The 7018-nt window shown below is 41.4% G+C and carries 1 protein-coding gene; it reads right to left on the bottom strand.

Annotation, left to right across the window (positions count from 1 at the left end; translation table 11 throughout):
* On the bottom strand, positions 1 to 7018 hold a 7018-nt coding region (locus CQA58_RS08315), incomplete at both ends, for an S-layer family protein (RefSeq protein ID WP_170126779.1).

Below are 7018 nucleotides of genomic sequence, written 5' to 3'. Positions count from 1 at the left end.
CGCAGTTGAAGTGCCATTGAAAGCAATATCTCCTGTGATTTTCCCTACTGCACTCTCTCCTAGAGTAATTGCTGTGGTTGCACTATCACTTGAAGTGATTCCTCCAGTGATACTTGAAGTCCCATTGAGGGCAAGTGTTGTGCTTCCTCCAGAGTTTGTAATCCCTGTTGTGCTTAGAGATGAGTTATCTGCTAGAGTGATACTTGAAGTTCCAGCTGTATTACTGAATGCTCCTGTGATATTTAGGCTTGAGCCATTTGCCAGAGTCGCATTCATCGCTCCTTCATTACTTAGTGCTTGGAGATTTAACCTTGTGCTATTTGCCAAATCAAAAGTGATTCCTTGATTTGAGCTTACGCTTACCCCACTTGCACTGCTGATTGTAGTTGCTCCATTATTGAGAGCTAGAGTGTTATTAGTTGAACTTGCTCCAAGTGTGAGAGAGCCAATCGTATTATCTGAGCCATTGAGAGCTAGAGTGTTGTTTGTCCCTTGGAGTGAGAGAGTATCAATGATATTGTCTGCACCATTGAGAGTGAGTGTAGCAGTTTTGGTTGCATCACTTCCTGCTAGAGTGATAGAGAGATTGCTTCCATTGAGAGTGTTGGCAATGGTAGTAGAAACTGCATTATTTAAAGCATCAAGCTTGAGAGCATAGCTACCTTTTTGAGCTGTAAGTGTGCCAATGCTTACACTGGAGTTTTGCAAGGTGAGTGAAGCTGAAGTTTTAGCTACCATATCAAGATTATCAACCTCAATTGCTCCACCACTAATGAGTGCATCAGCTGTACTATTTCCCACTACGCTTAAAGTTGCATTTCCTCCATCTTGAGTAAATCCACCATTGAGTGCTAGGGAGATTTGAGTGTTTGTATCTCCTTCTGCATAGCTAGAATCCGTAGTGCTATCTCCTAGAGCAATAGTCAATCCTTGTCCTTGAGTGATAGAGAAAGCATTTGCAATAGTATTGCTTCCTTTTGTGAATGCAATAGTATTGTTTGTTGAACCGCTCTCATCAAACTCTACACCTGAGAGATTGTTGCCAGTTTCTGAGAAAGTAAAGGTTTTTGCTTTATTTCCAGCACCAAACTTCAATCCTACTGAGCTTGTAGCCTCAACTGCTGTCGTGATTGTTGTATTTACACCTGCATCTGTCTTAGCATCAAGGATAATTGTCCCTGTAATGCCTGCACTAGAGCCAAGAGCATTAAGTGTGTTTGTCGCTCCTTGGAGGGTGAGAGTGGAGTTATTGGCTTTGAATGTAACATCTGCACTTGTTACATTGCCTGTAATTACTCCATTGACAACTTGTGTGGAGTTATTAGAATCTCCGACATTGATTGTCGCTGTTCCTGTTTGTGCTGGATCTTCACTAGTCCCTGCTCCAAATCCTCCTTGAAGTGTAGCACCATCTCCTAAGAAGTTGAGGGTGTTTGTCAGTGTAGTGTTGAGTGAGCCACTTCCATCACTAGCTGTATTGTTTGCTCTGAGGACAAGAGTCGCTCCATCTTTGAGATTGATTGTATTGCTTACTCCTCCCACAGAGCTTGTATCTAGGATTTTTGCTGTTCTATTATCTTCTACATTGATATTGTTGCTTCCTCTTGTCAGCGTGATACCTCCTACTTCCCCATCTACAAAGAAGTTGAGTGTGTTTGTCCCACCATTAAGTGTAAGAGTGTTTGCTAGTGTTCCCTTTCCACCTCTGAAGTTGATGATACTGCTCTCACCATCACCAATAGTGATACCACCTCCATTCCCCAAAGTTACATTGGCTGTCCCACTTGTGAAATCCACAAGAAGAGTTCCTTTGTTATTGAGGTTAATATTACTTGTAACCTTTTTCTCTCCATTTCCATTGATGATGATTCCAAGAGTTCCATCGATTGTAAGCCCACCATTTGTGGCAACTGTGGTGTTGTTGCTTCCTTGGAAGTCTAGGCTTAGAGATTTGCCTTCACTGATTGTTGTCCCCTCGGAGATTGTGGCATTAACCACGCCTTTTGAAGTATCAAATACTAGGATTCCATCTGTGGCATTACTTGTAATAGTCTTGAAAGTGTGATCAATTGCATTTCCATTGAGGTTTTGAAGGGTGAGCTTAGAAGTTCCAGCATTGAATGCCAAAGTTGCATTGCTGACTTGCCCTATGATTGTTCCACTTACGCTATTTGCTCCATTGACTTGTCCGACATTGATTGTAGCAGTCCCGCTAGTATCAGCACCAAATCCACCTTTGAGTGTAGCATTATCGCCTAAGAAGTTGAGGGTATTACTTAGAGCTGTTTTAAGCTCTCCTGAACCATCTTCTCCACCTTGTGCTGAGAGGAGAGTGAGGGTAGAGTAATCTTCAAGATTGATAGTGTTATTGACAGCTCCTACATCACTTGTAATCACTTTTCCTTCGACTGCTTGATTTGTCCTAGATTTACCATAGACATTGATAGTGTTTGTCGCACCACTTTGAAGTGTGATACCTCCCAATGTGGCAGAGCCAAGGAAATTAACCGTGTTTGTCGCACCACTTGCTACGGTGATTCCTCCATTGTTGAGATTTCCTGAGTTTGCTCCGTGGAAGTTGATAATGCTATGGCTACCATCACCGATAGTAAAAGGTGTATTACTATCTCCAAGTGTAGCATTTGCAGTATTGCCAGCAAGGAAATCAACTAGGAGGGTTGAACCTGTTTCTAGGGTTACATTACCGCTTACAACTTTATTTCCGCTTCCTCCAAGAGAGATTCCTAGAGTCGCTCCATTTCCTACGGTGATTCCATTTGTTACACTTACATTAGAATTGCCATCGCCTCTAAATGCAAATGTGAGAGAACCTCCTGTGGTAGGGGTTGAGAGAATGCTAGGAGTAGCAGGATCTGCGGGAGTGGTGGGTGCAGTTACTGAAGTGATTGAGGCACTAGTGATCGTCGCACCTGCTGTGCCTTCAAACAAAATCACACCATTTGAAGCACTGCTGTCAATTGAAGCAATTGTGTTGCTTTGTCCTTTTAGCCAGAGTGTGGAGTGGTGGATTTGATCTGCAGGATTTACTCCACCACTAAAGCTTACATTTGCTCCATTGATTGCACTATTGACTGTGACAAGAGTGCTACTTGGATTGGAAGCATCTGTATTAGAGTTTAGAGCCAGTGTAAGGTTTTTGCCTGAGTTAATTGTGATGGTATCAATCGTGGTGCTTCCGCCAGTAACTGCTAGGGTGTTTGCGATTGCAGTATCACTCTCACTTACCAAAACTTGATTGATAGAATTCTCTCCACCTGTGAGAGTGAAAGTTTTAGCTTGGTTATTTGTAGAAGCATTGAATGTGAGATCAAAAATCGTATTATCTGCTGTGTTGGCAACTGAAACACTGCTAGAGCCATCACCCATAATCAAAGTATTATAAAGACTAGCTGTGGCATTGGAAGTGAGAGTGCCAATAGTGGTGGTTGTATTCTTGAAAGTGAGAGAAGAGGCAGATGTGTCTAAGCCCATATTGAGATTAGTAAGCCCTACTGCTCCACCACTTAGAGTCGCACTTGAGTTTGCAAGGACATTGAGGTTTGCAAAGCCATTATCTCCTTTTGTCAATCCTCCTGTAAGAGCTAACTCTGTATTATTTGCAAGATTGAAAGCTATTTCTTGAGTTGCACTATTAGTCCCTACATTGATGGCATTTGTGATTGTTGTTTTTCCCTTATTGAGGATTAGAGTGTTGTGAGTGGATTGATTGCTTCCACTAGAACTTCCAAGCTTAAGAGCCTGAATGGTGTTTTCAGCACCATTTAGAGTAAGTGAAGTGCTTCTATCCTCTCCACCATTGAAGACTAGAGTGAGGTTGCCTCCATCGACTTGACTTTCAATCGTTGCACTGACATCGTTTGTCTGTGTGGTGATACTAGGAGAGTTGTATCCAAGGATAAGTTTATCACCACTTGTTGAGCTAGAAGTGAGTGTGCCAATAGTTGTGGAGGTGTTTTGCAAAGTCATTGAAGCACCATTTGTGGCTTGGAGAGTAAGTGTGCTCAACTCTACTGCTTTACCTTGAAGAGTTGAGTTTGCTGAAGCAACTCCACTTCCTCCCACATTGATAACCGAAGCCCCACCACTAGCTGTAGTCCAGCCATTTGTAGTAAGGGCTGTGTTTGTAAGGTTGATATTTAACCCTTGAGATGCTCCTACACTGATGGCTTCAGAGATTGTCGTGTTGCCAAGGGCTGTGAGATCTAGGGTGTTGTTTGTAGAAGAGTCTCCTAGAGTGATAGCTTTGAGGGTATCTCCAGTGAGAGAAGAGATTTTTAGGGTTGCACTCTTATCTGTTCCCTGTCCATTGAAATTTACCACTAGATTTCCACCATTTTTAACGCTATCGATGGTTGTAGAGTTGGCATTGTTTGTTCCATCGATGACTAGAGTTGAAGCCGATGTGCTTCTAGTGCTAGGAGCATAGGCTGTGAGGGTGGAGATATTGTTAGTCTGTCCTTTGAGGGTGAGGGTTCCATTGCCTATAAAAGTGAAGTTGTTTGTTCCTCCTGATTTAGTGATGTTGCCAAGAGTAATAAGGTTATTGGCAAGAGAGATGTTATTGCTTCCAGCACTTGCACTAATCTCTCCACTAATAGAGTTTGCCCCACTTCCTGCAAAAGTAATGACATTTTTTGTATCTACTGTTGAAGCAGAATCTCTGCTTGCAGATACCTCTCCGCTAATCACACCACTATTGCCAGTATAAATATAGTTTTCTACAAAACGATCACCATTGGTCACTGTGCTAGTTGCATGTGCTTTGACATTACCTGTGAGATTGAGATTTTCTACATTGATATAGTTTCCTCCCATTACGTTGTTTTCTATAGTAAGTGAAGTGATGTTGTAAGTCCCTTTGGCTGTATGAGCACCAGACATAAAGGTGGAGGCAAAATTATTTCTTTGGATAGTAGGAGTATTGGCATTACCAAAAAGAGTGGTGTTATAACCACTGCCATTGCCATCGCTATCTCCTTGAGTGATAAGATTTGCTCCAATAATGTTGCTTCCGTTATTTGCTTTTACTGCCCCAATATTTTGATCCCCATTATCTGTGGTGTTGTTGAAGCTTAGGGCATTAAAATTTGTTCTTGCATCGGAGCTATAGGTACCAAGTGCAGAGAGTTCTGAGAGATTGAGTATATTGGAATCTGCTCCTAGCAAAAGAGTATTGTTGGAGCTTCTTACATAGGCATCTCCAATAGAGTTTTCTACCTTGATAGAAATTGCCTTGCCACTCTCTCCAAGTGTGGCTGAAGTTCCTGTAAGGACAATGAGATTGTTGTTCCCACCTGTTGTGCCCTGAGTGGAGGAGAGGATATTGCCCTTGATTGTGGTAGTTCCACTCACATTGATATAAGTTAGTCCTCCTTGACTTGTGCTAATAGCGTTTGAAGTGTTGCTTGTCCCGAGAGTAAAATTACCACTAGCTGAATGAGTGGATTTCACAAATTCAGCGATAAATCCACTTTGGATAGAAGGGGTATCGGCATTGCTACCAAAAAGGGCAGTGTTGTAACCACTGCCATTGCCATCGCTATCTCCTTGAGTGATAAGATCTTTTCCAATGATATTAGTCCCAAATCCTGCACTGATTGAAGTGATTGTCGCTGTTGTTGTGCCACTATTGATACTTAGGGCATTGAAGTTTTGATTTGCATCAGAGTTATAAGTCCCACTTGCTGAAAGAGCTGAGAGAGTGAGTGTATTTGTTGTTGCTCCTAGCAAAAGAGTGTTGTTGGAGGTTTTGTTATAGCTTTGTCCTTGACTATTGTCTACTTTGATAGAAATTGCCTTACCACTCTCTCCAAGTGTGGTTGAAATTCCTGTGAGGACAAGGAGGTTGTTGTGTCCAGCACTTGCTGTATTTGAGTCGTTTGATGAGGTAATGTTGGAGAGGATATTTCCTTTGATTGCGGTATTTCCATTGATGTTGATGTAGTTTTTACCTTGAATATATGTAACTATTGCATCGCTAATTGTTTCACCACTATTGTCTCCAAAAGTAAAAGTCCCACTGGCTGAGTGAGTGGATTTCACAAATTCAGCGACAGAGCCATTAAATTTTTTCTTTCTATAGCCATCATCTACAAATAGACTGGAATCGTAGGTAACTGAAGTATTGTATGTGATAAGATTTTTTCCGACAATATTGTAAGAGCGTGTCGAATTCATTTGATTGATTGATGCTGAGTTGGCTGTATCATCATTGAAATTTAGGGCGTTGAAAGTAGCACCAGAGGAAACACCATGTCCATAGTCTCCTGAGCTAGACATAGTGCCAATCTTGGCTGTGGTGTTTGCTCCAAAGATTAAGACATTTTTTGCATAGTTTCCAAGTGCTCCTGCACCATAAAATGCTTTTATATTTATTGCACCACCACTGCTGTCTTGAAGTGTAGCTGAAGTCGCTTGAGAAAATACAAGCTCAGTAATCGATTCATCTTTTGTTGCAATATTTCCTTTCACACTTGCATTATCAGCAAAAGTAATCATCATTTTTTTTGTTTCATGCCAACCATCATCTCCTGTGGTTGAGATATTATTCGCAGATTTGACACCATAAATTGAAGTAGTCCAACTATAGTATGTCTTTTTATAAAAGCTAATATCTCCTACTTCTGTATTGGAGAGATAAAGGGTGGCATTACCACTTGCATTGATATTGCCACTTAGTGTGTTAAGCCCATTAATCGTGGTTGTCCCACCTGTAAGACTAATATTGGCTGTGAGGGTGGGAGCAGGATCGCTATTTAATCCTGTAAAATTGATTGTCCTTGTTCCACCTTGAAGATTAAATGTTCCAGCACTTGTAAGATTTTTAAATGTGGTATTTCCTTGAGAAATGGTAACATTCCCTCCAATTGTTCCATCATTTGCAAAAGAGATGATATTTGTGCTATTTTGAGTAATGCTTAGTGCCCCAGTAATTTTTCCTGCATTGCCTGTAAAATACATTTCTGTTGAAGCTGAACCATCAAGCGTTACACTTCCA

The organism is Helicobacter brantae, from assembly GCF_003364205.1.
Classification (GTDB): domain Bacteria; phylum Campylobacterota; class Campylobacteria; order Campylobacterales; family Helicobacteraceae; genus Helicobacter_G; species Helicobacter_G brantae.
The sequence above is the reverse complement of the archived record's forward strand: the minus strand, read 5'-3'. Positions and strand labels throughout refer to the sequence as shown.